The organism is Rhodococcus sp. BP-261, from assembly GCF_019835205.1.
In the GTDB taxonomy this organism is placed as follows: domain Bacteria; phylum Actinomycetota; class Actinomycetes; order Mycobacteriales; family Mycobacteriaceae; genus Rhodococcoides; species Rhodococcoides kyotonensis_B.
In genome coordinates, this window is sequence record NZ_JABUCO010000021.1 from 41,162 (window position 1) to 64,647 (window position 23,486).

Here is a 23,486-nt window from a genome sequence, read left to right on the forward strand (position 1 = left end):
ACGCGGAGCCGCGGATCGCCTTCACCGGCAGGCCACGTGACGCCGAGGACGAGCGAGACGTTCAGCGTGGGCCGAACTGCCGGTCGCCCGCGTCACCGAGGCCGGGGACGATGAAGGCGTTCTCGTTGAGTCCGTCGTCGATGCTCGCAGCCACCAGACGTACCGGCAGACCCGAGCTCTCGAGCGCCGAGACACCCTCGGGCGCGGCGACGACGCAGATGACCGTCACGTCGGCAGCACCGCGACCCATCAGAATCTCGATCGTGTGCACCATCGACCCACCCGTCGCGAGCATCGGGTCGAGGACGTAGACGGGGGTCTGCGACAGGTCGTCCGGCAGCGATTCCATGTACGGCACCGGCTGGTGCGTCTCCTCGTCGCGAGCCATGCCGACGAACCCGACGCGAGACTGCGGAATCAATCCGCTCGCCTTCTCGACCATGCCGAGGCCTGCGCGCAGGACCGGAACCAGCAGCGGCGGACGGGAGAGTCGAGTGCCCTGAGTGACGGCGACCGGAGTCTTGACGTCGAAGTTCTCGATCTCGGCATCGCGGGTGGCCTCGTACACCAGCATGTGGGTGAGCTGGCGAAGGGCGGACCGAAATGTTGCGTTGTCGCTGCGCTCGTCGCGCATCGTCGTCAGCAAGGAGGCGGCCAGTGGATGTTCGACCACGTGAATTTCCATGGGCACAAGGATAGGTGTGGGAACCGTTCGAGCCGAACGTGCGTCGAAACGGGGTGTAGTCACTTTCCACGCGCAGGGAGTTCGAGGAACCATGGCGGAACTAGCGACGTCCACGGCCGAGCTACAGCGATACTCGGCCACCGCGGGTTCTCTCGCTGCACAGGTGGCAGGCGCGGCGGCAGCGTCGACGGCAGCGGGGCCGGCCCTGCTCGCCCCGATCCTCGGGCCGATCGGCTCCGAGTTCCTCGGCGCAGCCGCTGGCGTGCATGCGGCTCACACGACGGCAGTGGCACGCCTCGCCGAGGTCGTCGCCGGCCTCGGCGTTCAGGCGGCTGCGTCGGGCGTCGGATACGAGACGACGGACATCGCCACCGCCGGGAGTCTTACGTGATCGAACTTCTTTCCAAGCCGATCGTCGATCTACTCGGGGCGTTCGGCTCCGGCCATGTCCCGACGGGCAGTCCCGCCGACGTACTTCGAGCATCGTCCCGCACGTTGGACACAGTGCAGCGCATCGGGCAGACCGCGGTCTCCGAACTCGCCACGACGTGGAGCGGCCCAGCTGCAGCCGCGGCTGTCGACCTCGCCGAGGAGGCTCACGGCAGCGCGACGCGCCTCGCCCGACACGGTGACGAGATGGCCGTGATCATCGACCGAGCATGCGAGAAGGTACAGGCGGGAGTCGTCGAGCTGCAGGGCATCGTGCAGTCGTTCACCTCGATCGCCGTGTCGTCCGCGCCGGTTCTGCTGACACCTCCGGGGCAGACGATGATCATCGCCGCCGCGGTCGAACACCTCCAGCGTGCGCTCGCCGTCGTCGCGCGGGTGCGGGCCGAACTGGCCGTGCATGCGGGCGAGATGGCGGCATTGGCGTCGCCACCCCCGGTACCGGCGCCGCCGGGCGCTCCCCCGGCACCCACCGTTCCGACGGCAGTGCCCGCGGCAACCGGCGCAGATCCGAGCAACCTATTCCTGCGGAACTTCGCGCAGTCGGTTTCCGTGCCGTCGCTCCCCGAGCCGCAGACCTACGCGTCGACGTCGCCCGCGGCGGCCGTATCGGACAGCGGCATGTCGACCTTCGCCCCGCAGCGGGAGTCTGCTGCCGTGGGCGCGCGAGGCCGCGGCGTCGAGGTCGCGCTTCCCGACGGGACCGTCGCGGTCGCTCCCAACGAGCGGGCGGCGGGCGCGGTGCGGAGCGCGCTGAGCCAGCAGGGCGTTCCCTACGTGTGGGGCGGCACCGAACCGGGCCGCGGACTCGACTGCAGCGGGCTGACTCAGTGGGCGTACGGCGAGCAGGGCGTCCAACTTCCCCGCCTCGCCCAGGAGCAGGACATCGGTCCGCAGGTGAGCGAGGACGAGCTGATGCCGGGCGACCTCGCGGTCTGGGACGGTCACGTCGCCATGGTCATCGGAAACGGCCAGTTCGTCGAAGCGGGAGATCCTGTGCAGGTCAGCGCAATTCGGACGACCAACAGCGGTATGGGCTTCCAGGGCTTCTACAGGCCGACCGCATGACGCAGGACGTCACCGCGGTCGCCGGTACACGCAGCGACTCCGTGCGCGTCCGAGCCACGGAACACGGACGGCCCATCGACATCTACATCGACCCGAACGAATTGCGTTTCGGCGGCGCCGAATTGGCAGCGACCATCCTGCAGTTGTGTCGGCGCGCCACCGAGTCGGCCAAGGCGCACCGACGCGATCTCCTCGCCGACGACGGAGTGCCCACCGACGTTCTCGACCGTCTCGGCCTACCCACCCGGGCAGCCGTCGCCGACGCGGAGAACCGACACCTCGCCGACGACGCGGAACCGACCAGTTGGTTGCGGTCGGTATGACCGAACCGTTGGAGCGCTTGATCTCCCGCGGGCAGCGGGCCCTGGACTCGATGCAGGGAGCAGCGGAGACGCTCGCCGGGCTCCGCATCGTGCATCGTTCCCCGGACGGTGTCGTCGAAGTCGAAGTGGACAGCCACGGCGCCGTCGTCGGACTCGACCTGGCACCCGATCTGACACGCGAATCCGCTTCACGCCTCGGTTCGGTCATCGTCGCGACCGCGGAGGCCGCCGCCCGAGATGCGCTGGCACGGCGAGAGGTGATCCTGCGCGACATGCAAAGTTCTCTCACGGAAACCTGAGATAGGCTTCCGGCCATGGCTGGCGACATCATCCCGATCGAACTAGGTCTCACCCGCGGCGACTTCGTCACCCTCTGGGCGCCGGAATGGCGCGAAGGCGACGACGAATGGGAAGCGTTCCTCGGTCACGAGGACGATCTGTACGGTTTCGAGGCGGTGGCGCACCTGGCCGCGTTCATCCGGAACGACGACGACAACGATCTGGTCGACCATCCGTCGTGGACGGTCGTGTCCGCGCTCGCCGCGAACGAGCTCGAGCCCGACGACCTGCACCGGTTCGACCTCGTGGGCGTTCCCGAACTCGTCGCCGAGGAACCCGACTCGGATGTTCTGGCCGAACTGAACGCGACGTTCGAGATGGTGCAGACACTCGGCGATGTCTGCGAACTGGGTTCCGTCACTTCGTTTTTCGCGAACAACCCACACCTCGGTGCGGTCGGCGTCGGCGTCGAGGCATTCCTCGGCAAGGACGGCGAGGCGCTCTGGGACCGGATCGGGTCCGCGGTCGCCAAAAGCTGGGACGACGTCGTCGACGCGATCGACTCCGTCGTGAAGACACCGGACGTCGACGCGTCCGCCGTCGAAGTCGCCGAGGCCGAACTACTCGCCGCTGCCGAGAACATCGTCGACGCCGACGACCTGTCGGAAGACGAGGACGAAACCGACGAGGACGAGACGGACGAGGAAGCCGAAGAAGACGTCGACCCCGTCGCCCGAGCTGCGTCGGACGACGGTTTCTGGACCGACGTCGGTATCGATCCCATCCGCATCATCACGTCCGACGACACGCTGTACACGCTGCGGTGCTACATCGACGACGAGCCGATCTTCCTCGGCCGCGCGGGCAGCATCACCGTCTTCGGGTCGGAGCGGTCGCTGGCCCGCTACCTCGCCGACGACCACGACCACGATCTGGCGAAAGTGAGCACGTTCACCGACGTGCAGACCGCAGCCGTCGACGGATCGCTCGAGATCGAGGTGACCGACGAGAACGTCTACGTGCTTCCGGGTCTCGCGGACGACCTCGCAGAGGGGCCTTCTGCCGTCGACGTCGACCAACTCGACCTGGCCGTCGAGTTGTTCACCGATGCCGCCGACTTCGCCGGGGACGAGTCCGTCGAAACCGCACTCGCGACGTCGACTCCGCTCGGGTGGTACGTCTCGTACACGCTGGAACCGGACCCGAACCGTCTCGCTCCGAGCGCGCCGTTCGACGCCGAAGCCGAGGCGTGGCGAGCACTCGAGCGTGAGTTCGAGGCCCGCCTCCGCAAGCAGTAGGAACAGCCGACACCAGCGAAAGCTAACCCAGGAGTACCGCGTATCCCGGCTTGACGACGTCGTCGATGAGTTCGAGTCGCTCGTCGAACGGGATGAACGCGGACTTCATCGCGTTGATCGTGAACCGTTCCAGGTCGGTCCAGCCGTAGCCGAACGCACCTACCAGCTTGTGCATCTCACGGCTCATCGTCGTGTCGCTCATCAGCCGGTTGTCGGTGTTGACGGTGACGCGGAAGCGCAGCCGCGCGAGCAGATCGAAGGGGTGCTTCTCGAGACTGTCGACGGCCCCGGTCTGCACGTTCGAACTCGGGCACAGCTCGAGCGGCATGCGGGTGTCGCGGATGTAGGCGGCCAACAGTCCCAGCGACGCATCACCGTCCGACCCGACGGTGATGTCGTCGACGATCCGGACACCGTGTCCGAGGCGATCCGTGCCGCAGAAGGCGACCGCCTCCTGGATGGACGGCAGACCGAAGGCTTCACCGGCATGAATGGTGAAGTGCGCGTTGGACGCTCGCATGTACTCGAACGCGTCGAGATGCCGGCTCGGAGGGAACCCGGCCTCGGCGCCCGCGATGTCGAACCCGACGACCCCTCGATCACGGAATCGGACGGCGAGTTCGGCGATCTCACGAGACCGGGCTGCATGACGCATCGCCGTCAACAGGCACCCGACCCGAATTCGCTTGCCCCGCACCCGCGCAGCCGACTCACCCGCCCGGAATCCCTCGAGCACGTGTTCGACGACCTGATCCAACGTCAGTCCGCGTTCGAGGTGCTGTTCGGGCGCGAACCGCACCTCCGCGTAGACGACGCCGTCGTCGGCGAGATCCTCTGCGCACTCCTGCGCGACGCGAATCAGACCCTCGGGCGTCTGCATCACGGCCACGGTGTGCGCGAACGTCTCCAGATACCGTTCGAGCGAACCACTGTCGGCCGCGTTGCGGAACCACTGCGCCAGCGCAGCACCGTCCGATTCGGGCAGACCGTCGTACCCGCACCGATCGGCGAGCTCGAGCACGGTCTGCGGCCGCAGACCACCGTCGAGATGGTCGTGGAGCAACGCTTTCGGCGCGGTCGTGATGGACGGGAGATCGAGCGGCGTCGCGCCGCTGTTCGATGGGGAGACAGGATCGGCGGTACTCATGTCCGAACGGTATCGCGCCGATCCTGCCGCCGCCGGGTTACTGATCCCCGACCCGCCCGAGCACGAGGGCAGACGCCTCGAACGGCGAGTCGCCGATCGTCCAGGCCCCCGAGATGGCGTCGGTCGCGTAGTCGAACTTCTCCGGCGTGTCCGTGTACAGGGTGGCGACCGGTTGGCCGACGGCGACGCGGTCTCCCGGCTTCGCGTGCAGCCGCACTCCCGCGGCGGCCTGCACCGGTTCTCCCTGCCGTTCACGACCGGCGCCGAGACGCCATGCTGCACGGCCCACCGACAGCGCGTCGAGGCCGCTGATCACGCCGCTCCGCTCGGCGGTGACCGTCAGGGACTCCTTCGCGACGGGAAGCGCAGCCGTCGGATCGCCGCCCTGAGCGGCGACCATGGCACGCCAACGGTCCATCGCCGAACCGTCGGCGAGCGCATCCGCCGGATCGACGCCTTCGATGCCTGCCGCGACGAGCATGGTCCGTGCGAGCGTGACCGTCAGCTCGACCACGTCGGCCGGACCTCCGCCCGCGAGGACCTCGAGCGATTCCTCGACCTCGAGAGCGTTGCCCGCCGTGAGGCCGAGCGGAGAATCCATGGCGGTCAGCAGCGCGATCGTGCGGACACCGGCGTCGGCGCCGAGATCGACCATCGCAGAGGCGAGCTCGCGGGCGTCGTCGATGTTCTTCATGAACGCACCGGATCCGACCTTGACGTCGAGCACCAACGCCCCGGTGCCCTCGGCGATCTTCTTGCTCATGATCGAACTTGCGATCAGAGGAATCGATTCGACCGTGCCGGTGACGTCGCGCAGCGCGTACAGCCGCTTGTCCGCAGGCGCGAGATCCGCACCGGCCGCGCACACGACGGCACCGACGGCCGGGTCGGCCAGTATCGAGTGAATCTCGTCGGCGCTCAGATCCGCCCGCCACCCGGGAATCGACTCGAGCTTGTCCAGGGTGCCCCCGGTGTGTCCGAGTCCGCGTCCCGACAGTTGCGGAACCGCGGCGCCACAGGCTGCGACGACGGGGGCCAGCGGCAGCGTGATCTTGTCCCCGACACCGCCGGTCGAGTGCTTGTCGACGGTCGGTTTCGACAACGTCGAGAAGTCCATTCGACTGCCCGAGGCGATCATCGCCGACGTCCATGCGCTCAGTTCGGCGCGGGACATACCCCTCCACAGGATGGCCATGGCCAGCGCGGACATCTGCTCGTCGGCGACGCGGCCGTGCGTGAATGCGTCGACGACCCAGTCGATCTGAGCGGTCGAGAGTTCGTGGCCGTCACGCTTGGAGGTGATGACGGAAACGGCGTCAGACATGCCCGTCCACCCGTCCTGTCTCGAGGTCGTCGGGACCGAAAGCAGCAGGGAGAAGCCGCGCCAACGGAGTCGGGCCGTCGTCGGTATCGACGAGGAGATCGCCGCCGCCGAACTCGTACAGCAACTGTCGACAGCGCCCGCACGGCATCAACCGCGCTCCGCGGCTGTCGCAGCAGGCGAATGCAACCAGCCGGCCACCGCCGGTGGAATGCAGGTTGGACACCAGGCCGCACTCGGCGCACAGGCCCAAACCATATGAGACATTTTCCACATTGCATCCGGTGACTATTCGGCCATCGTCCACGACAGCGGCCGCGCCGACGGGATAGTTCGAGTACGGTGCGTAGGCTTGCCTCATAGCGCCATGGGCTTTGTCGCGCAACGTTTTCCAGTCGATTTCCGGCATACGCACCATCCAATCACGCCACGAGGGACGCCGCATCGCACTCCACTGAACCGATCACGAAGAATTGGGAAGGCATACCTAAGTCATATTTCGATCTCGGTACGAATCTCGAGTCGAATTAGTTCCGGCTTTCCAATGGGTTTACAGTTCAAAGACGGCGGCTCTTTGAATACCGGTGGAGCCGGAGTTCGACAAATCGAGCCAGGGTCAGCCCGGCAACCAGGCTCGACGCGTCCACCAATGACGTTGGAGGCTTTGCACTCGATGAGTAGCACGACGGAAGTCGCTCCGGCCAAGGAGCGTAAGCGGTCGTTGTACCGCGGAGATCCGGGAATGTGGTCCTGGGTTCTTCACCGAATCACTGGCGTGTTGACGTTCTTCTTCCTGTTCGTCCACGTCTTGGACACTGCCATGGTGCGTGTCAACCCCCAGACCTACGACGCGATCATCGACACCTACAAGACGCCGCTCGTCGGCCTCATGGAGATCGGCCTCGTCGGCGCAGTTCTGTATCACGCTCTGAACGGCATCCGCGTCATGCTGGTCGACTTCTGGTCCCAGGGACCGAAGTACCAGAGGCTGATGCTGTGGATCGTCGCTGCGATCTGGTTCGTGGTCGTGATCCCCGGAGCGGGTCGAATCTTCTACAACATGTTCACGGCGGGCGGTCACTGATGGCAACGACACAAGGATCCGAGGCCAAGTCCCTCGGCAAGACCTACGACCGTCCGGCCAGCCTGGACAACCCGCGCTCGCCGCGGCGTTCGTCGCGCGGCAACTTCGAGCTGTACGCGTGGCTGTTCATGCGCTTCTCGGGCCTCGCCCTCGTCGTCCTCGTCCTGGGCCACATGTTCATCATGCTGATGCTCGACGACGGCGTGCACCGCATCAACTTCGCGTTCGTCGCCGGACGCTGGTCCAGCCCCTTCTGGCAGTTCTGGGATCTGACGATGCTCTGGCTGGCTCAGCTGCACGGCGGCAACGGCCTGCGGACGATCATCGCGGACTACTCGCGCAAGGACTCGACCCGATTCTGGCTGACGACGCTGCTCGTCCTGTCGATGATTCTCATCATGGGCCTGGGCACGTACGTCATCTTCACCTTCGATCCGAACATTTCGGCAAGCTAAGGGAACTGAAGCATTCATGCAGGAACATCGTTATGACGTGCTCATCGTCGGCGCAGGTGGCGCAGGCATGCGCGCGGCCATCGAAGCGGGGCCCCGCGCCCGCACCGCCGTACTGACCAAGCTCTACCCGACGCGTTCGCACACCGGTGCGGCGCAGGGCGGCATGTGCGCCGCTCTCGCGAACGTCGAGGAAGACAACTGGGAGTGGCACACCTTCGACACCGTCAAGGGTGGCGACTACCTCGCCGACCAGGACGCGGTCGAGATCATGGCCAAGGAAGCCATCGACGCCGTTCTCGACCTCGAGAAGATGGGCCTGCCGTTCAACCGGACGCCCGAGGGCAAGATCGACCAGCGTCGATTCGGTGGCCACACCCGCGACCACGGCAAAGCTCCCGTTCGCCGTGCCTGTTACGCAGCCGACCGCACGGGCCACATGATCCTGCAGACGCTGTACCAGAACTGCGTCAAGCACGACGTCGAGTTCTTCAACGAGTTCTACGCGCTCGATCTCTGCCTCACCGAGACCGACAACGGACCCGTTGCCACCGGCATCATCGCCTACGAGCTGGCGACCGGTGAACTGCACATCTTCCACGCCAAGTCGATCGTCTTCGCGACCGGCGGCTCGGGACGCATGTACAAGACGACGTCCAACGCCCACACCCTCACCGGTGACGGCATGGGCATCGTCTTCCGCAAGGGACTTCCCTTGGAGGACATGGAGTTCCACCAGTTCCATCCGACAGGTCTCGCAGGCCTCGGCATTCTCATCTCCGAAGCCGTTCGCGGTGAGGGCGGCATCCTGCGTAACGAGTCCGGCGAGCGTTTCATGGAGCGCTACGCCCCCACCATCAAGGACCTCGCGCCTCGCGACATCGTCGCGCGTTCGATGGTTCTCGAGGTGCTGGAGGGACGTGGCGGCGGTCCGAACAAGGACTACGTCTACATCGACGTGACGCACATCCCCGAGGAAGTTCTCGACGAGAAGCTCCCCGACATCATGGAGTTCTCGCGCACCTATCTCGGCGTCGACCCCGTCAAGGAGCCGGTCCCCGTCTACCCGACGTGTCACTACGTCATGGGCGGCATCCCGACCAAGATCAACGGCGAGGTCCTGCGCAACAACGACGACATCGTTCCCGGTCTGTACGCAGCCGGTGAGTGCGCATGCGTGTCGGTGCACGGCGCGAACCGCCTCGGCACCAACTCTTTGCTCGACATCAACGTCTTCGGACGTCGCTCGGGCATCGCGGCCGCGAAGTACGCCAACTCCGTCGACTTCACCCCGCTGCCCGACGAACCGGCCAAGATGGTCGAGGAGTGGCTGGAGCTGGTGCTGTCCGATCACGGACACGAGCGCGTCGCCGACATCCGCAGCGAGCTGCAGCAGTCGATGGACAACAACGCGTCGGTGTTCCGTACCGAGGAGCGCCTCGAAACCGCACTGAAGGACGTTCGTGCCCTCAAGGAGCGGTACAACCACATCACCGTGCAGGACAAGGGGAAGCGCTACAACAGCGACCTCCTCGAGGCCGTCGAACTCGGCTTCCTGCTGGAGATGGCGGAGGTCACCGTCGTCGGAGCCCTCAACCGGAAGGAATCGCGCGGCGGACACGCCCGCGAGGACTACCCGAACCGTAACGACGACGAGTACATGAAGCACACCATGGCCTACAAGGAAGGCACTGGCCTGCTCACCGACATCCGTCTGGACTACAAGCCGGTCGTCCAGACCCGTTACGAGCCGATGGAGCGGAAGTACTGATGAGCGCACCAGCGATCGACAAGAGCGAAGACAAGTCCGACCTTCCTCCCATGCCCGACGGCGCGGTGATCGTCAACCTGAAGATCGCCCGCTTCGACCCGGAGAACGGCGACGGACAGCGCTGGGACACCTTCCAGGTCCCGACGCTGCCGACCGACCGTCTGCTCAACCTGCTGCTGTACGTGAAGGGCTACCTCGACGGCACCCTGACGTTCCGCCGCTCGTGCGCGCACGGCGTCTGCGGATCCGACGCGATGCGCATCAACGGTGTCAACCGTCTCGCCTGCAAGGTGCTGATGCGCGACATGCTGCCGAAGGACTCGTCGAAGACGCTGACCATCACGATCGAGCCCATCAAGGGTCTGCCGGTCGAGAAGGACCTCGTCGTCGACATGGAGCCGTTCTTCGACGCGTTCCGTGCCGTCAAGCCGTTCCTCATCACGTCCGGCAACGAGCCGACGCGTGAGCGCATCCAGAGCCAGGCCGACCGCGCCCGGTTCGACGACACGACCAAGTGCATCCTCTGCGCATGCTGCACCACGTCGTGCCCCGTCTTCTGGAGCGACGGCAGCTACTTCGGACCGGCCGCGATCGTCAACGCGCACCGCTTCATCTTCGACAGCCGTGACGAGGGCGCTTCCGAGCGTCTCGACATCCTCAACGACGTCGAAGGTGTGTGGCGCTGCCGCACGACGTTCAACTGCACCGACGCGTGCCCTCGTGGCATCCAGGTGACCAAGGCGATCCAGGAGGTCAAGCGGGCGTTGCTCTTCGCTCGCTAGATCCCGCACTTTTCGCGCATCGATGGCCCGTGGCAGCTGATGGACAGCTGCGACGGGCCATCGATGTTTTCGGGGTCAGCGCGCAGATGAGAGTTCTCTCATCCCCTTCTCATGTCGGTCCCATCCGTCGACGGCACGGTGAAACGGTGAAGATCCTTGTGGCGGCTGCCCTGACACTTGCCTTCCTCGGGGCGGTGTTCACCGGTGTGTTCCTGGTGACCAGACAGTCCGATGCCGGCGGCCCGGCCCCAGCCCCCATCACGGCACCTGCCGTTCCGTCGGCTCCCGTTCGACCGCCCGCAGACCCGTCGTCAGCGCCTCCCCCACCAGCCCCGGCGCCTCCCCCAGCCGCCGACGGCTCGGTCCAACCACCGCCGCTTCCGAGCGACGACGATGACGACTGGGACGACGGTTTCGACGACGACGGATACGACGACAATGACGATTGATCTTCGATGACAGGTCGTACTGCCTGGCTACAACCGAAAAGCGCTCGTGCGCGCATCGTCGCGTGGGTTCTACCTCTGGTCCTGGGTTCGCTGGCGATCGTGACCGTCACGACATGGCTGCTGATGATCAGGTCCGCCGACAATCGCATGCGCGAATCGCTGCGCACCGAGATCGCGGAATTCACCACGCTCACCGAAGCCGGCGTCGATCCGGCCACCGGGGCACCGTTCGCCAGCGTCACCGACGTGCTCCGCGTCGTGATCACGTACAACCTCGCGCGCCCGAACGAGAAATTCCTGGGGTACGTCGACGGAGCGTTCGCACTGCAGAGCCGTCAGCAAGCTCCGATCCGGCTGTCCGAGGACGCCGCGTTCACCACGCTGGTCGGGTCGACGACACAACCGACCGAGGGTGGCTACGACAGCGCAGCCGGTGAGGTCTTCTACCTCGCGGTACCGGTCGCGCTCGACGGAGATCCGACGCCCGCCGTCGTCGTCGCCGCGTACTTCGCCGATCAGGAACGGCAACCGGCCGACGACGTCGCCGCGTTGATGCTGCTGGTCGGCGCGGGCGCATCCGTGGTGGCCGCGATAGGGGCGTGGATCGTGGCCGGCCGAATCCTCAAGCCGATCAAGAACATCGCGGACACAGCCACGGCGATCACCGACAGCAATCTGTCCAGACGCATCACGCACGAAGGTTCAGGGAGCCGTACCGACGAGATCGGCATCCTCGTCGACAGCATCAACGCGATGCTCGGTCGCCTCGAGGCAGGCGCGGCGGCTCAGCGGCGGTTCCTGGACGATGCCGGTCACGAGTTACGAACGCCGATCACGATCGTGCGTGGCCACCTCGACGTTCTCGACGCCTCGGACCCCGACGACGTGCGTGACACCGTGACGCTCGTCGACGACGAGCTCGAACGCATGAATCGCTTGGTCGCCGATCTGCTGTTGCTGATGCGGACCGAGCAGACGTCGTTCGTGAAGCCGACCGATGTGGACGTCGACGAATTGACGCGCACGATATTCGACAAGGTGCGCCGACTCGCCGACCGCGACTGGGTCCTGGAAACCACGGCACCGGTCCGCGCACGACTCGACGAGCAGCGCATGACGCAAGCTGTGGTCGCACTCGCCGAGAACGCGACACATCACACCGAACCGGGCGATCGCATCGGCATCGGATCCCAGTTGTCCGACAACGATATTCGCTTCTGGGTCACGGACACCGGAACAGGCATCGCCGACGCCGACCGAGCGCGCATCTTCGACCGCTTCGCCCGCGGTCGGGACGGAACGCGACGCAGCGAAGGCGCGGGCCTCGGACTGTCGATCGTGACCGCGATTGCGCGGGCGCACGGCGGACGAGTCGGCGTCGGTAGCGCACTCGGGCACGGATCCACCTTCACCATCACCGTTCCGGTCACTGCAGGGAAGGACCAGTAATGGCTCGTATTCTGATCGCGGAGGACGAACCCCGAATTTCGTCGTTCGTGCAGAAGGGTCTGCGCGCCAAGGGATTCACGACAACGGTCGTCGCCGACGGCGCCTCCGCCTACGACCTCGCCGGCAGCGGCGAGTTCGATCTCGTCGTGCTGGACATCGGCCTACCGCACATGGACGGATTCGAAGTTCTCGAGCGACTTCGTGGTGAGAACGTCATGATCCCGATCATCGTCCTCACTGCCCGAGACAGCGTCCGTGACGTCGTGTCCGGGCTGGAGAACGGTGCGGACGATTACATGCCGAAGCCGTTTCGTTTCGAGGAGTTGTTGGCGCGTATCCGTTTACGACTTGCCGGGGCGCGCGTGTCCGAGCAGATGGTGCTGTCGTCGGGTGACCTGTCGCTGGACCTCCGAACCCGCCGGGCGCAGGTCGGTGAACGGTCCGTCGACCTGTCCGCGCGGGAGTTCGCGTTGGCGGAGGCGTTCCTCCGCCACCCAGGGCAAGTACTCAGCCGCGAGCAGTTGCTGTCGCAGGTATGGGGATACGACTTCGATCCAGGGTCGAACGTCGTCGACGTCTACGTCCGATATCTCCGAGGCAAATTCGGTAGCGACCGCATCGAGACAGTCCGTGGCATGGGGTACCGACTGGCCTAGTCTCCAGACCCGAGAAAAGGCCCGGGACGAGCGTCACGTCGCTCGAACCGGGCCCGTCGAATCAGTCGTCGTGGTCGTCGCGGTCATCCCAGTCGTCGTCGTGCCGGTCGTCCCAGTCGTCGTGGTCGTCCCAGTCGTCGTCGTGCCGATCGTCCCAGTCGTCGCGATCGTCCCAGTCGTCGTCGAACGGCACCTGCGGTGCAGGGGCGGCAGGAGCTGCCGGAGCGGCCGGAGCCGGCGCCGGCGCTTGCTGCTGAACGGAGATGGGCGTGGGGCGCTGGGTGCGCTCGGTGTCGTCGTCGGCTATCGCGACGGCCCCGATACCTCCGAGGGTCAGGGCGGTGGCAGCTACTGCGGCTGCGGCGAATTTCGCGGCGATCTTCATGATGTCCCTTTCGTTCGTTCTTCGCTGACACCACAACGGTGACGGCCGAACGTGAGGCGAAGAGGAATTCAGGATGAGGCTGTTCTCATGGTTCCCAACCCACGCAAACGTATGCGTCGGTGGGGCTCAGCGCGCACCAGCCGTGACTGCGCGCCCCGCGTCCGTGCGCAGCCCGAGACCCCCGACCACGATGACGATCATGAGCACGCCCAGAGCGGCGAACGACATCGAGAACGCCTCCCCCGAGGGGCGCCCGAGAGCCTGGACGATGCCGGTGGACAGCGTCAGCGCAATGGCTCCGAGCGCAATGCCGAAGCCGGAGAACAGTTCCTGCGCGGTCGCGTTGAACGTGTTCGCATGGTTGAGCCGTTCGCTGTCGACGTCGGCGAACGCGAGACTGCTGTACGCGGTGAATCCGATCGACCGCAGGGCACCGCTGATCACGAGTACCGCGGCGATGACGACGGGCGACGTGTCGACGGCGAGGAGCGCGATCGCGCCGAAGCAGAGAATCGACAGTGCGCCGTCGGCGACGATGACCGTTCGGATTCCGAAGCGCCGCATGAGAGGCGTCGTCGCCGGCTTGATCGCGATGTTGCCGACGAACAGCGCGATGACCATCAGTCCCGACACGAACGGCGACCACCCGAACCGCAGTTGGAACATCAGCGGCAACAGGAACGGCACCGCGGTGATGACCATCCGATAGAACGATCCGTACGTCACGGTGTTCCGGAACGTGTCGACGCGTAACACGGTGAGATCCAGCAACGGATGCTCGGTGCGTCGCAGGTGCAGGACGGCGAACGTCAGAACCACCGCAGCCACCGCGAGGCCGATACCGACGGCCGCCCACGGTGTTCCGTCGGTCCGGATGCTGTCGAGGGACACGATCAGCGCGGCGATGCCGACCGCGGTGAGGACGAATCCACGCCAGTCCAGCGTTCGCGTCGGGACGTCACCGGCGACGCCGCGGACGACGCGCAGCCCGACCACGAAGCCCGCGATGCCGAGCGGAACGTTGATCAGAAAGATCCAGCGCCACGACGCGAACGTGACGAGTGCACCGCCCAGTGCAGGTGCGATCACCGGAGCGGTCAGTGCAGGCCACGTCAAATACGCGATGGCTCGGACCAATTCGGACTTCGAGGTTGCACGGAGCACCGCGAGCCTGCCGACCGGAACCATCATGGCCCCGCCCATACCCTGCAGTACTCGCATCGCGACCAGTACGGGAAGCGACGGGCTCAGCGCACATCCCACCGACGCGACGGTGAACACGACGATGGCGGCGAGGAATACGCGTCGAACACCGAAGCGGTCGGCCATCCAGCCGCTGACGGGAATCATGATCGCCAGCGTCAGGATGTACGCCGAGATCGCGATTCCGACATCGACGGCGTCGACCCCGAAGGACTCTGCCATCGCGGGCACTGCGGTCGCGATGACCGTCGCGTCGAGTATCTCCATGAAATATCCGCCCGCGACGAGTAGCGCGAGACCGCGTGGGAAGACCGGCGTCACAGACGTGTTCAGAACTCCTCGTACGTGTCGGGGTCCTGATCCCAGATCCGGCCGCGTTCGAGCGATGAGATGGCCGAGACCTCGGCGTCGGTCAGCTCGAATCCGAAGATGTCGAGGTTCTGACGCTGACGATCCGGGTTCGACGACTTGGGCAGCGGCACTGCACCGAGCTGATGATGCCAGCGCAGCACCACCTGTCCGGCCGAGACGTCGTGCGCTGCAGCAGCATCCGCGATGGGTGCCAGTTTCAGCAGCTCCGATCCACGACCGAGCGGACTCCAACTCTCGGTGACGATGCCGTGCTCGGCGTGGTAAGACCGCAGGTCGGCCTGCGGGAAGTACGGATGCAGTTCGACCTGGTTGACGACGGGCAGCACTCCGGTCTCCTGCGCGATCCGGTCCAGGTGGGCCTCGGTGAAGTTGGAGACGCCGATCGACTTGACCAGTCCGTCTTTCTGCATGTCGATCATGGACCGCCACGTGTCGACGTACTTGTCGACCTTCGGCAGCGGCCAGTGGATCAGCAGAAGATCGATCTGTTCGAGCCCCAGGTTGGCCAGAGAGAGTCTCACCGACTCCTTCGCCTCGTCGTAACCGTGGTACCGGCCTGGAATCTTCGTCGTCACGAGGATGTCGTCGCGTGAGACGCTCGACGCGCGCACGGCATCACCGACACCACCCTCGGTCTCGTACCTGAGCGCCGTGTCGATCAGACGGTAACCGGCGTCCAACGCCGACCCGACGGTAGCCGTCATGTCCTCCCCGTCGGCCTTGACGGTGCCGAGACCTACTGCAGGGAGGGATGTTCCGTCGGCGAGGGTGAATGTCGGTGTCATGAGACCTCTTTCGATCAGTAGTCGACGGTGACCGTACGGCCGCCCGAGTTCATCGATACCACCAACGCGTCGGCGACCACACCTGCCCGCAGGCCGTCCTCGGCGGTGGCCAGCGTCGACGGGCGACCCTCGGAGATCGCGTCGACCCATTCCTGCAGTTCGTAGCGGTACGCCTCGGCGTAGCGCGGAACCCAATCGAGCGGGTACTCGATGGACCGCTTCAGTTCGCTGTCGACGATGACGTGCGCCGGTATCGCAAACTGCGCGATGCCTTCTTCGCCGACGATCTCGCAGCGCGTGTCGTAGCCGTAGCGTGCGTTCACGAACAGTTCGAGCGTCATCAGGACGTTGGACTCGGTGCGCAGCAACATGATCTGCGGATCCTGACGAACCCCCGAATGCTTCGACGTACGGCCCGCGTGCCAGCTCACTTCGGTGATCGGCGATCCGAGCAGCCACGGCATGCAGTCGAGTTCGTGGATCGCGGAGTTGGTGATCGTCGCGGCCGAATCACCGGGCCCGGCAACGACGTTGCGGCTGATGCAGTGCGCGACGAGCGTCTCGCCGATGCGCTCGGGCGTCGACGCGCGCTTGAGTTCGTTGTACGCGGGGTCGAAGCGGCGCATGAAACCGACCGAGATGAGGTTCCGATCGCCCTGTGCGGCGATGATCTCGCGGCACTCCGGCGCGGTGGGGGCCAGCGGCTTCTCGCACAGCACAGGTTTGTTCGCGGCGAGGGCAGCGTGGACGAGCTCGGCGTGCGTGGAGTCGTGCGATGCGACGACGATCGCGTCCACGGCATCGCTGGAAATGAGCTCGAAGCCGTCGGATGCAACGGTCGCGTCGCGCATCTCCGCCGCGACGGCCTTGGCGCGGTCCGCGTCGAAATCGGCGACGACCGTCACCTCCGCACCCGAGATCTGGCCGTTGATCTTGCGAGCATGGTCGGCACCCATAACGCCGACACCGACGATTCCAACGCGTACAGTCATGCCCTGAGTATGACATCCGAATGTCCTAACAAAGAAGCTTTTCTCGAGAACAGGCACTGCAGATGACGATTCCACGGTCACGCGTCCCCGATCCGATGGACGCACCCTCCCTCCGCTGGGGAATCCTCGGTCCAGGATGGATCGCTCACCGGTTCGTCGAATCGCTGAAGAAGTATTCGACGCAGCAGGTGGTCGCCGTGGCCTCCCGCAATCAGGGACGGGCGGACGAGTTCGCCGCGCAGCACTCTCTTCCCCGCGCGCACGGCAGCTACGACGCGTTGTTGACCGATCCCGACGTCGACATCGTCTACGTCGCAACTCCGCACACCGAACATCACGCGTGCGCGCTCGCTGCCATCGCCGCAGGCAAGCACGTCCTCGTCGAGAAGCCACTGGCGGTCGACGCCGCCCGCGCAGCCGAGATCGGCGCCGCAGCCGCCGACGCAGGCGTGTTCGCGGGCGAAGCGATGTGGACCAAGTTCCTCCCCAAGTTCGACGTGATCGCACAGATTCTCGAGAGCGGCGTGCTCGGCCCGGTTCGCACGGTCCTCGTCGACCACGGTGAGCACTTCACGACGGACCACCGCATCTACGACCCCTCGCTCGCCGGCGGACCACTGCTCGACCTGGGCACGTACGACGCGTCGTTCATTCACTTCGTTCTCGGCGCGCCCACGTCGGTCACCGCCGTCGGGCAGCCCGCCAACGACGAACTGAACGGTCAGGTGTCCGCGATTCTGACCGACGGCGACGGTAACCACGCCGTCATGAACACGACGATTCTGAGTGACACCCCGACCGTCGCCGTGGTCTGTGGTCGCGACGCGACGCTGACCGTCCACGGTCCGTTCTTCATGCCCGGTTCGTTCACCCTCGCGATCCGCGGTGGCGAGACGATCGTCTACCGCGAGGACAAGGGCCTACAGGTCGACGGTCTGCACTTCGCTGCCGTCGACGCCGCTCGCGCGATCTCCGAGGGTCGGCTCGAGTCGGAGGTCCACACGATCTCCGACGCCGTCGAGACGCTGGCGATCGTCGACAGCATCCGCGAGCAGCTCGGCATCACAGGCGGGCCGTTCCAGCGCTAGCGCGCACCTGCACCTGCACGTGCAGGAAATACACAGCCCTCTGCGTATTTCCTGCACGCGGTTGTTCACGCCGGCGTATTGAACCTGGTCACGACATGGATCTGCGACCGCTCGTCGACCATGCCGTCGAGCCCGCCGCCCGCCTGCATCAGCAGCCGGCACGCCCGCCGCGCATCGGCCCTGAGGTCGTGGTGGAGTACGGCCGACAACGCACCCGACCGCAGTAGCGGCCGATTGTCGCTGTCGAGGTCGTGCGCGACGAACACCCGGCAGCGACGACCCGCACGTTCGAACGCGCGCACGGCACCGGTGTTCCCGCCCCCGATCGAGTAGACGGCCTCGATGTCCGGATGCGCCGACAACGCAGCGTCGACGAGCTTCTCGACGGTCTCGTCGAGCCCCTCGCTGTCGGTGATCTCGACGACGCGACGCCGATTGGCGTCGCCCTGTTCGCCTCCGAGCGAGCGCAACGTGCTGCGGAACCCTATCTCGCGCTCCCCCTCGTTGCGAAAGATGTTGCTGGTCAGGATGATCAACACCGACGCATCGGAGTCCCCGAGCCAACTGTCCACGAGATACGCCGCCGTCGCCCCGGCTGCACGGTTGTCGATTCCGACGTAGTCGAGACGCTTGCTCGCCGGCACGTCCGTCACGTAGGTGACCACCGGAATGCCGAGGTCGACGAGACGGTCGATCGCCGCGACGACGTCCGGATCGTCGGGCGCCTTGACGATGACACCGTGCGATCCCCGGGCCGTGAACTTTCCCAGCGTGTCGACCATCGCCGCCACCGACTCGGTCTCCCTGAAGTAAAACCTGCATCGCACGGCCGCGGGCGCGAGCATCGGTAGTTCCGCCTCGAGCGCCGCACGGAACTCGGCCGAGAATCGCGCCGGGGTCTGCATGACGACGTCGAACAGGAATTTTCGACCGTTCAGTCGCAGTTGCGAACGCTGCTTGTCCAGATCCGAAATCGCCTGCTGCACTTCGGATCTCGTATTCGCGCGCACGCCGGGGCGGTCGTGGAGGACACGGTCGACGGTCGCCTCGCTCAGCCCGGACTGCTGCGCGATCTCGCGAACCTTGTACCGATGCGCCACGGGCGCCCTCCTGAGGCGTTTTTGATGGTGTCTGCCGGTTGATAGTACGGCAGGACGCCGTCAGACTCGGTGTACCCGAATTTCTTCTTTCCCTTGTGAGGACCACACTGATGGGCGTTACCATCGGCGTCGTCGGCCTCGGCCGCATCGGCGCATTCCATACCGAAACACTGAGCACGTTGGCAGGTGTCGGCGGCCTCGTCGTCACCGACGAGCGACCCGCCGTCACAGAATCCGTCGCCGCCAAGTTCGACGCCAAGGCCGTCGACAGCGCGGACGCGCTGCTGAAATCCGGCGTCGACGGTGTCGTCGTCGCAGCCGCGACGCCCGCGCACGCATCGCTGGTGCTCGCCTGCGTCGACGCGGGAATCCCCGTCTTCTGCGAGAAGCCGCTCGCGGCGACACCCGGCGAGAGCCTCGCCGTCGTCCAGGCCATCGAGTCGAGCGACGTCCAGGTCCAGATCGGATACAACCGCCGATTCGCACCCGCATTCGCCGCGGCGAAGACCGCTGTCGACGCCGGCGAACTCGGCTGGTTGCACACCGTGCGTTCGACGACGCTCGACCCTGCTCCCCCGCCGCTCGACTACGTCGCCGTGTCCGGTGGGATCTTCCGCGACTGCAGCGTCCACGACTTCGACATCGTGCGGTGGATCGTCGGTCACGAGGTCGCCGAGGTCTACGCGGCAGGCTCCAACCAGGGCGATCCGGCGTTCACCGAGTACGGCGACGTCGACACCGCCACGGCGACGCTCACGTTCGAGAACGGCACCATCGGCGTCGTGTCGAACACGCGCTACAACGCACGCGGTTACGACTGCCGCCTCGAGGTCCACGGCTCGGCCGACGCCGTCGTCGCGGGCTGGGATGAGCAGGTCCCCGTACGCAATCTCGAAGCGGCAGCGACGTTCCCGAACGGTACGCCGCACAGTTTCTTCATGGACCGCTTCACGTCGGCGTACCAGGTCGAACTCGGCGCGTTCGTCGACATGGCGGCCGGTCGCATCGAATCTCCCTGCACCGCACGCGATGCGCTCGAAGTGGCCTACATCGCCGAGGCCGCGACCCTGTCCCTGCAACAGCACCGCCCGGTGCGAATCGACGAGGTACGACTGTGACCACTTCCGCTGACATCCGCATTGCAGGCGCACCCATTTCCTGGGGTGTCTGCGAGGTCCCCGGCTGGGGTTACCAGATCGACTCCGACCGCGTCCTGACCGAGATGCGCGACGCCGGGCTCACCGCCACCGAGGTCGGCCCCGAGGGCTTTCTGCCCGCCGATCCGAACGAGCTCGCCGCCACGCTCGACAAGTACAGCCTGAAGTCCGTCGGCGGATTCGCACCGGTACTGCTGCACCACGCGCATCACGATCCCGTTCCCGGCATCGCACCGCTTCTCGACGCGTTCATCGCCTCCCGGGCCGAGGTCCTCGTCCTCGCCGCGGCGACCGGCGCCGACGGCTACGACTCGCGTCCCGAACTCGACGACGCACAGTGGGACACGTTGCTGCGCAACCTCGATCGTCTGCAGGAAGCTGCGGCCGAACGTGGCATCCGCGCCGTGCTGCACCCGCACGTCGGCACGATGATCGAGAAGCGCGACGAGGTGTACCGCGTCCTGAACGGCTCGACCATCCCGCTGTGCCTCGACACAGGACACCTCCTCATCGGCGGCACCGATCCGCTGGACCTGGTGGAGGCACACGCGTCGCGCATCACGCACGCGCACCTGAAGGATGTGGACGCCGCACTCGCCGCGCGCGTACAAGCCGGCGAACTCACCTACACCGAGGCCGTCGCGCAGGGCATGTACACCCCGCTCGGGACCGGCGACGTGAACATCGCGCGCGTGGTGAACGAGCTGCTCGACGCAGGCTTCGACGGTTGGTTCGTGCTCGAGCAGGACACCATCCTCGCCGAGGAGCCCGCAGGCGCCGGACCTGTGTCCGACGTCATTTCCAGCGTCTCCTACCTCAGAAGCGTCGTGGAAGCCCGGGTAGCCTCGTCCGCGTGAATCAACTAAGGATCGGCGTCCTCGGCGCGTCTCGCATTGCCGAAGAAGCGATCGTCGAACCCGCGAATACTCTCGGACATCGTCTTGTCGCGTGCGCTGCACGCGACAAGACGCGTGCCGAGGTGTTCGCCGAGAAGTACGGTGTGGAGCGGGTTCTCGACTCCTACCAGGCCGTCATCGACGATCCCGAAGTGGACGTGGTCTACAACCCGCTCGCGAACTCCCTCCACGCGCCGTGGAACCTCGCGGCGGTCGAGGCGGGCAAACATGTGCTGACGGAGAAGCCCTTCGCACGCGATCGCACGGAGGCGTTCGCCGTCGCGGAAGCCGCCCGAGAGGCGAATGTCGTTGTGATGGAAGGCTTTCACTACCTGTTCCATCCGGTGACGCAGCGACTGCTGCAGGTGGTCGAGGACGGCACACTGGGCGACCTCCGCCATATCGACGTCGTCATGCGCATGCCCGCACCGGAGCCGGGCGACCTACGATGGTCGCTCGACCTCGCAGGCGGCGTGATGATGGATCTGGGGTGCTACGCTCTGCATGCGCTGCGGGCCTTCGGCCGATTCGCGGGCGGCGCACCGACCATCGGCGCAGCCAAGGCCGTCGAACGATTCCCGGGCGTCGACGAATCGATCGATGTCGAACTCGAATTCCCCAGCGGCGCAACGGCTGTGTCCCGCAACTCGATGATCGACGAGGACTACCTGTTCACGCTCCGTGTCATCGGGTCGAAAGGCGAGGCGTTCGCGCACGATTACATCAAGCCCAACAAGGACGATCGGGTCACCGTCACGGTCGGATCCGACACCCGCGTCGAACATCTCGGCACGCGGTCGTCGTACACGTATCAGTTGGAGGCGTTCGCGGATCACCTGCAGAACGGGACACCCCTGCCGATCGGGCTCGACGACGCCGTCGACAACATGACGATGATCGACGACGCGTACCGCGCCGCCGGAATGTCGCCCCGCTGAGGTTCGGCTCCCCCGTGCGCATGTGCGTACGGGGGAGCTTCGGGTCGCCCGCTCAGGCGCCCGGCTTCACCCAGCTCCCCGACGCGACCGAGCGCGTCATCGCGTCGAGCACCTGCGCGCTGCGCACCGCATCCCAGATCGTCGCGCCGACCGGCTTGCCGTCGGCGATGGACTGCAGGAATCGCTTGGCTTCAACGACCTTCAGATCGTCGTAGCCCATGGACGACGCGGATCCCGGCTGGAACGCGCCGTATTCACCCTGCTTCGGGCCGACGAAGATCGTCGACACCGGCTGATCCTGGTACCGGTCACCGACACTGAGGCCCAGTTCGCCGAGGCGCCGGAAGTCCCAGAAGACAGCACCCTTGGTGCCGTGGATCTCGAAGCCGTACGCGTTCTGCTCGCCTACCGACACGCGGCTCGCCTCGAGCGTCGCGCGCGCACCCGATGCCAGACGCACCTGGCTGCTGACGTAGTCCTCGTTCTCCACGGGTCCGAGCTCGCCACCGGTCGCGAGGGCATGGCCGCTGGTTGCGCCCGTCGGCTTCGCACGCTGCGGCACGAAGATCGCGGTGTCGGCGACGAGAGAGTCGATGTCTCCCAACAGGTACCAGAGCAGGTCGGCGCCGTGCGACGCGAGATCGCCCAGCACACCGTTACCGCCGCGTGCCCGTTCGAAGCGCCAGCTGAGCGCGCCGTCCGGGTGCGCCGCGTAGTCGCTGAAGAACCGGAAGCGAGCGTGGGTGACGGTACCGATCTCGCCGGCCTCGATCAGTGCCTTCGCCTCTTCGACGGCCGGGGCGTTGCGGTAGTTGAAGCCTACTGCGGTCTGCACACCTGCCTTGTCCGCGGCGACGGCGACAGCGCGGGCGTCGTCCTCGGACAGGCCGACCGGCTTCTCGATCCAGATGTGCTTGCCTGCCTCGACCATCGCGGTACCGATGGTGCGGTGCAGGAAGTTCGGGGCGGTGATCGACACTGCGCCGATGGACGAATCCTTCTCGATGTCGTGCCAATCGGTGGTCGACGTCTCGAAGCCGAATTGCGCGGCAGCCTCGTCGGCGCGGCCGGGCACCTCGTCGGCGACCGACGCGAGCACCGGAGTCAGCGCGAGTTCGGGATAGTGGTGGCGGATGCGCGCGTAGGCCTGCGTGTGCACGCGGCCCATCCAGCCGAAGCCGGCGACACCCACACGGATGTTCTGCGATGAACTCACTGGATCTGTCTCCTCACGAATACTGAACGCCCGGGATCCGAACATGGTTTTGGACCGGTCCAATCTGTACTAGAGTCTGCGTCACACGACGCCGACGTGTCAACACCGACCCTGCTAGCGTCTGACGAGACACCGCCGAGAAG

General features: G+C 65.9%; 26 protein-coding genes. 16 read left to right on the forward strand and 10 right to left on the reverse strand.

The genetic code is table 11. The features are described 5' to 3' along the window. Positions 1 to 61: 61 nt before the first annotated feature. Positions 62 to 685 carry a uracil phosphoribosyltransferase gene (gene upp / locus HQ354_RS19925; protein ID WP_222635410.1) on the reverse strand — a complete coding sequence of 208 codons (624 nt, stop codon included), beginning with the start codon at positions 683 to 685 and terminating at the stop codon, positions 62 to 64. A 91-nt stretch (positions 686 to 776) separates the two neighbouring features. Here upp and HQ354_RS19930 point away from each other — a divergent pair, with 91 nt between their 5' ends. From HQ354_RS19930 to HQ354_RS19950, 5 genes are read left to right on the forward strand one after another with little or no spacing between them, the layout of a single operon-like run. After that, positions 777 to 1,076 (forward strand): type VII secretion target, encoded by a 300-nt coding sequence (locus tag HQ354_RS19930; RefSeq protein WP_222635411.1) that lies wholly within the window; start codon positions 777 to 779, stop codon positions 1,074 to 1,076. Beyond that, positions 1,073 to 2,200, forward strand: coding sequence for a C40 family peptidase (locus HQ354_RS19935; RefSeq protein ID WP_222635412.1), 1,128 nt, complete (start codon positions 1,073 to 1,075; stop codon positions 2,198 to 2,200). Before HQ354_RS19930 ends, HQ354_RS19935 begins: the two co-directional genes overlap by 4 nt. Beyond that, entirely contained in the window at positions 2,197 to 2,523 is a 327-nt protein-coding gene (locus tag HQ354_RS19940; protein WP_222635413.1) for a hypothetical protein, read from the forward strand. The genes HQ354_RS19935 and HQ354_RS19940 overlap by 4 nt, the downstream gene beginning before the upstream one ends. Then, a complete protein-coding gene (locus HQ354_RS19945) occupies positions 2,520 to 2,822 on the forward strand; it encodes a YbaB/EbfC family nucleoid-associated protein (RefSeq protein WP_222635414.1) in 303 nt (100 codons plus the stop codon). The genes HQ354_RS19940 and HQ354_RS19945 overlap by 4 nt, the downstream gene beginning before the upstream one ends. A gap of 15 nt (positions 2,823 to 2,837) precedes the next feature. Next, positions 2,838 to 4,100: a primosomal protein gene (locus HQ354_RS19950; protein ID WP_068428266.1), complete on the forward strand. Its 1,263-nt coding sequence runs from the start codon at positions 2,838 to 2,840 to the stop codon at positions 4,098 to 4,100. Positions 4,101 to 4,122: 22 nt separating this feature from the next. On the opposite strand, the gene HQ354_RS19955 is transcribed toward HQ354_RS19950, so the two are convergent. The 3 genes from HQ354_RS19955 to HQ354_RS19965 are packed head-to-tail and all read right to left on the reverse strand — an operon-like array spanning position 4,123 to position 6,977. Then, positions 4,123 to 5,247: an adenosine deaminase gene (locus HQ354_RS19955; protein WP_222635415.1), complete on the reverse strand. Its 1,125-nt coding sequence runs from the start codon at positions 5,245 to 5,247 to the stop codon at positions 4,123 to 4,125. A gap of 37 nt (positions 5,248 to 5,284) precedes the next feature. Further along, complete coding sequence (locus tag HQ354_RS19960) at positions 5,285 to 6,571, reverse strand: thymidine phosphorylase (protein WP_222635416.1); 1,287 nt, start codon at positions 6,569 to 6,571, stop codon at positions 5,285 to 5,287. Next, positions 6,564 to 6,977 (reverse strand): cytidine deaminase, encoded by a 414-nt coding sequence (locus tag HQ354_RS19965; RefSeq protein WP_222635417.1) that lies wholly within the window; start codon positions 6,975 to 6,977, stop codon positions 6,564 to 6,566. Before HQ354_RS19965 ends, HQ354_RS19960 begins: the two co-directional genes overlap by 8 nt. Positions 6,978 to 7,241: 264 nt before the next feature. On the opposite strand from HQ354_RS19965, the gene sdhC reads away from it, so the two are divergent. From sdhC to HQ354_RS20000, 7 genes are all read left to right on the forward strand, one after another. Continuing rightward, positions 7,242 to 7,652 carry a succinate dehydrogenase, cytochrome b556 subunit gene (gene sdhC, locus HQ354_RS19970; protein ID WP_222635418.1) on the forward strand — a complete coding sequence of 137 codons (411 nt, stop codon included), beginning with the start codon at positions 7,242 to 7,244 and terminating at the stop codon, positions 7,650 to 7,652. Next, entirely contained in the window at positions 7,652 to 8,107 is a 456-nt protein-coding gene (locus HQ354_RS19975; protein ID WP_068428273.1) for a succinate dehydrogenase hydrophobic membrane anchor subunit, read from the forward strand. The genes sdhC and HQ354_RS19975 overlap by 1 nt, the downstream gene beginning before the upstream one ends. A gap of 16 nt (positions 8,108 to 8,123) precedes the next feature. Beyond that, positions 8,124 to 9,875: a succinate dehydrogenase flavoprotein subunit gene (gene sdhA / locus HQ354_RS19980; RefSeq protein WP_068428275.1), complete on the forward strand. Its 1,752-nt coding sequence runs from the start codon at positions 8,124 to 8,126 to the stop codon at positions 9,873 to 9,875. Next, complete coding sequence (locus tag HQ354_RS19985) at positions 9,875 to 10,657, forward strand: succinate dehydrogenase iron-sulfur subunit (protein WP_068428278.1); 783 nt, start codon at positions 9,875 to 9,877, stop codon at positions 10,655 to 10,657. The genes sdhA and HQ354_RS19985 overlap by 1 nt, the downstream gene beginning before the upstream one ends. Before the next feature lie 146 nt (positions 10,658 to 10,803). Further along, a complete protein-coding gene (locus HQ354_RS19990) occupies positions 10,804 to 11,106 on the forward strand; it encodes a hypothetical protein (RefSeq protein WP_222635419.1) in 303 nt (100 codons plus the stop codon). Positions 11,107 to 11,112: 6 nt separating this feature from the next. Continuing rightward, entirely contained in the window at positions 11,113 to 12,555 is a 1,443-nt protein-coding gene (locus HQ354_RS19995) for a HAMP domain-containing sensor histidine kinase (RefSeq protein ID WP_222635420.1), read from the forward strand. Beyond that, positions 12,555 to 13,211, forward strand: a complete 657-nt coding sequence (locus HQ354_RS20000; RefSeq protein ID WP_222635421.1) for a response regulator transcription factor — start codon at positions 12,555 to 12,557, stop codon at positions 13,209 to 13,211. The genes HQ354_RS19995 and HQ354_RS20000 overlap by 1 nt, the downstream gene beginning before the upstream one ends. 61 nt (positions 13,212 to 13,272) lie before the next feature. On the opposite strand, the gene HQ354_RS20005 is transcribed toward HQ354_RS20000, so the two are convergent. From HQ354_RS20005 to HQ354_RS20020, 4 genes are all read right to left on the reverse strand, one after another. Then, positions 13,273 to 13,596, reverse strand: a complete 324-nt coding sequence (locus HQ354_RS20005) for a hypothetical protein (protein ID WP_222635422.1) — start codon at positions 13,594 to 13,596, stop codon at positions 13,273 to 13,275. A 126-nt stretch (positions 13,597 to 13,722) separates the two neighbouring features. Continuing rightward, complete coding sequence (locus HQ354_RS20010) at positions 13,723 to 15,120, reverse strand: MFS transporter (RefSeq protein ID WP_308115290.1); 1,398 nt, start codon at positions 15,118 to 15,120, stop codon at positions 13,723 to 13,725. An 8-nt stretch (positions 15,121 to 15,128) separates the two neighbouring features. Further along, positions 15,129 to 15,956 carry an aldo/keto reductase gene (locus HQ354_RS20015; protein WP_222635423.1) on the reverse strand — a complete coding sequence of 276 codons (828 nt, stop codon included), beginning with the start codon at positions 15,954 to 15,956 and terminating at the stop codon, positions 15,129 to 15,131. A gap of 14 nt (positions 15,957 to 15,970) precedes the next feature. Beyond that, positions 15,971 to 16,948 (reverse strand): Gfo/Idh/MocA family oxidoreductase, encoded by a 978-nt coding sequence (locus tag HQ354_RS20020; protein WP_222635424.1) that lies wholly within the window; start codon positions 16,946 to 16,948, stop codon positions 15,971 to 15,973. Between the two features lie 62 nt (positions 16,949 to 17,010). On the opposite strand from HQ354_RS20020, the gene HQ354_RS20025 reads away from it, so the two are divergent. Further along, the gene (locus tag HQ354_RS20025; RefSeq protein ID WP_222635425.1) at positions 17,011 to 18,036 is read left to right on the forward strand and encodes a Gfo/Idh/MocA family protein; all 1,026 of its coding nucleotides are present in this window, start codon (positions 17,011 to 17,013) and stop codon (positions 18,034 to 18,036) included. Between the two features lie 65 nt (positions 18,037 to 18,101). Here the strand turns inward: HQ354_RS20025 and HQ354_RS20030 are convergent, their stop codons facing one another. Next, positions 18,102 to 19,136 (reverse strand): LacI family DNA-binding transcriptional regulator, encoded by a 1,035-nt coding sequence (locus HQ354_RS20030; RefSeq protein WP_222635426.1) that lies wholly within the window; start codon positions 19,134 to 19,136, stop codon positions 18,102 to 18,104. Positions 19,137 to 19,246: 110 nt separating this feature from the next. Here HQ354_RS20030 and HQ354_RS20035 point away from each other — a divergent pair, with 110 nt between their 5' ends. From HQ354_RS20035 to HQ354_RS20045, 3 genes are read left to right on the forward strand one after another with little or no spacing between them, the layout of a single operon-like run. Continuing rightward, the gene (locus HQ354_RS20035) at positions 19,247 to 20,254 is read left to right on the forward strand and encodes a Gfo/Idh/MocA family oxidoreductase (protein ID WP_222635427.1); all 1,008 of its coding nucleotides are present in this window, start codon (positions 19,247 to 19,249) and stop codon (positions 20,252 to 20,254) included. Continuing rightward, positions 20,251 to 21,150 carry a sugar phosphate isomerase/epimerase gene (locus HQ354_RS20040; RefSeq protein ID WP_068428305.1) on the forward strand — a complete coding sequence of 300 codons (900 nt, stop codon included), beginning with the start codon at positions 20,251 to 20,253 and terminating at the stop codon, positions 21,148 to 21,150. Before HQ354_RS20035 ends, HQ354_RS20040 begins: the two co-directional genes overlap by 4 nt. Further along, positions 21,147 to 22,127, forward strand: coding sequence for a Gfo/Idh/MocA family protein (locus tag HQ354_RS20045; RefSeq protein ID WP_222635428.1), 981 nt, complete (start codon positions 21,147 to 21,149; stop codon positions 22,125 to 22,127). Before HQ354_RS20040 ends, HQ354_RS20045 begins: the two co-directional genes overlap by 4 nt. Positions 22,128 to 22,179: 52 nt before the next feature. Here HQ354_RS20045 and HQ354_RS20050 read toward each other — a convergent pair whose 3' ends face one another. Continuing rightward, positions 22,180 to 23,388, reverse strand: a complete 1,209-nt coding sequence (locus HQ354_RS20050; protein ID WP_222635440.1) for a Gfo/Idh/MocA family protein — start codon at positions 23,386 to 23,388, stop codon at positions 22,180 to 22,182. Positions 23,389 to 23,486 lie beyond the last annotated feature (98 nt).

Excerpts from the sequence above, each read along its gene's own strand:
- HQ354_RS19950 (WP_068428266.1), top strand. The coding sequence starts at position 2,838 with ATGGCTGGCGACATCATCCCGATCGAACTAGGTCTCACCCGCGGCGAC.
- HQ354_RS20015 (WP_222635423.1), bottom strand. The coding sequence starts at position 15,956 with ATGACACCGACATTCACCCTCGCCGACGGAACATCCCTCCCTGCAGTA.
- HQ354_RS20050 (WP_222635440.1), bottom strand. The coding sequence starts at position 23,388 with ATGTTCGGATCCCGGGCGTTCAGTATTCGTGAGGAGACAGATCCAGTG.
- HQ354_RS19995 (WP_222635420.1), top strand. The coding sequence starts at position 11,113 with ATGACAGGTCGTACTGCCTGGCTACAACCGAAAAGCGCTCGTGCGCGC.
- HQ354_RS19960 (WP_222635416.1), bottom strand. The coding sequence starts at position 6,571 with ATGTCTGACGCCGTTTCCGTCATCACCTCCAAGCGTGACGGCCACGAA.
- HQ354_RS20025 (WP_222635425.1), top strand. The coding sequence starts at position 17,011 with ATGACGATTCCACGGTCACGCGTCCCCGATCCGATGGACGCACCCTCC.
- HQ354_RS19930 (WP_222635411.1), top strand. The coding sequence starts at position 777 with ATGGCGGAACTAGCGACGTCCACGGCCGAGCTACAGCGATACTCGGCC.
- sdhA (WP_068428275.1), top strand. The coding sequence starts at position 8,124 with ATGCAGGAACATCGTTATGACGTGCTCATCGTCGGCGCAGGTGGCGCA.
- sdhC (WP_222635418.1), top strand. The coding sequence starts at position 7,242 with ATGAGTAGCACGACGGAAGTCGCTCCGGCCAAGGAGCGTAAGCGGTCG.
- HQ354_RS19945 (WP_222635414.1), top strand. The coding sequence starts at position 2,520 with ATGACCGAACCGTTGGAGCGCTTGATCTCCCGCGGGCAGCGGGCCCTG.
- HQ354_RS20000 (WP_222635421.1), top strand. The coding sequence starts at position 12,555 with ATGGCTCGTATTCTGATCGCGGAGGACGAACCCCGAATTTCGTCGTTC.
- HQ354_RS20035 (WP_222635427.1), top strand. The coding sequence starts at position 19,247 with ATGGGCGTTACCATCGGCGTCGTCGGCCTCGGCCGCATCGGCGCATTC.
- HQ354_RS19940 (WP_222635413.1), top strand. The coding sequence starts at position 2,197 with ATGACGCAGGACGTCACCGCGGTCGCCGGTACACGCAGCGACTCCGTG.
- upp (WP_222635410.1), bottom strand. The coding sequence starts at position 685 with ATGGAAATTCACGTGGTCGAACATCCACTGGCCGCCTCCTTGCTGACG.
- HQ354_RS19975 (WP_068428273.1), top strand. The coding sequence starts at position 7,652 with ATGGCAACGACACAAGGATCCGAGGCCAAGTCCCTCGGCAAGACCTAC.
- HQ354_RS19965 (WP_222635417.1), bottom strand. The coding sequence starts at position 6,977 with ATGCCGGAAATCGACTGGAAAACGTTGCGCGACAAAGCCCATGGCGCT.
- HQ354_RS20005 (WP_222635422.1), bottom strand. The coding sequence starts at position 13,596 with ATGAAGATCGCCGCGAAATTCGCCGCAGCCGCAGTAGCTGCCACCGCC.
- HQ354_RS20020 (WP_222635424.1), bottom strand. The coding sequence starts at position 16,948 with ATGACTGTACGCGTTGGAATCGTCGGTGTCGGCGTTATGGGTGCCGAC.
- HQ354_RS19955 (WP_222635415.1), bottom strand. The coding sequence starts at position 5,247 with ATGAGTACCGCCGATCCTGTCTCCCCATCGAACAGCGGCGCGACGCCG.
- HQ354_RS19985 (WP_068428278.1), top strand. The coding sequence starts at position 9,875 with ATGAGCGCACCAGCGATCGACAAGAGCGAAGACAAGTCCGACCTTCCT.